We start from the raw sequence: 1,143 nt of genomic DNA, 5'->3' as shown, positions 1-1,143 counted from the left end.
ATATTATATTTTTCATTTACATTACAGAGATTATAAAAATATAATTTATTATCTATTAATTCTTCAAAATTTCCTTCTTCAATTATTCTTCCATTCTTCATAACATATATATAATCACACTTACTCAGTAAATTATAAGATAATTGATGAGTGATAACTATAGTTGAAGTATCTTGCAAACTAAGCACGCTATTATTAATTTCATTAGCTGTAATATTGTCTAAGCTAGAAGTAGCTTCATCTAGAATTAGAAACTTAGCTTTACATATTAATGCCCTTGCAATACCTATCCTTTGCCTCTCTCCCCCTGAGAATATACTCCCATTCTCACCTACACTGGTATTTAACCCTTTAGGAAGTCTTTTTATAAATTCTGATAGCCCTGAAGCTTCAATTACATCCATAATTTCTTCATCACTATATTTGTTATATAAAGTTATATTGTTTTTTAAAGTATCATCAAATAGAAATATATTTTGATGAATATATCCTATTGTCTTGTACAAATAACTTGAATCTATTTTAGAGATTTCTATATCATTAATTTTAATTTCTCCATTATTATATTTATAAAAATTTAAAAGTAACTTGGCAATAGTACTTTTACCACTTCCGCTTTCTCCTACAATTGCATATCGTTTACCTTCTTTAAATTTCATATTTATATTGTTTAAAGCCATAACTTCTGAATTTTTGTAATTAAATGATATATTCTTTATTAATATTTCTAAAGGTAAATCTCTAAGATCTTGCCCCTTTTCCTCATGAACCTCTTTATTTATAATTTGTTCTAACTTGTTTCGTATTTTTAAAGTAGAATTTATTTCAGCTAAAATAGCTGGCACTTGTTCTAAAGGTGCTACTACTCCTCCAATAAGTTGAGATAAAGATATTACTAATCCAACAGATATTGCTCCTGTAATAGCAAAATATCCACCAATAACATATGTAATTACATACATTGCATAGCTAAATAACATAGATATCCACCCTGCTAAATATACAGTTTTTCTAGCTTTACATCCACTTTCCTCTCTTATTTTATTCAATTTCGCATTACTTCTTATTATCTTATCTTGAATGTTAAAACTTTTTATTACTTGAAATCCATCAAAAAAATCTTTAATTTGAGAGGTATATCTT

General features: G+C 26.3%; 1 protein-coding gene. It reads right to left on the bottom strand.

Features of this window, described 5'->3' with window-relative positions; translation table 11 throughout:
* Nucleotides 1–1,067: ATP-binding cassette domain-containing protein (locus E6248_RS16225; RefSeq protein WP_396335167.1), on the bottom strand; the 1,067-nt coding region annotated here is incomplete at its 3' end.
* Between the last annotated feature and the right edge of the window lie 76 nt (nucleotides 1,068–1,143).

The sequence above is a fragment of the Clostridium sp. genome (genome assembly GCF_032552055.1).
In the GTDB taxonomy this organism is placed as follows: domain Bacteria; phylum Bacillota; class Clostridia; order Clostridiales; family Clostridiaceae; genus Clostridium.
Note: the sequence above shows the minus strand (reverse complement) of the source record. Positions and strands in the feature narration are given on the sequence as shown.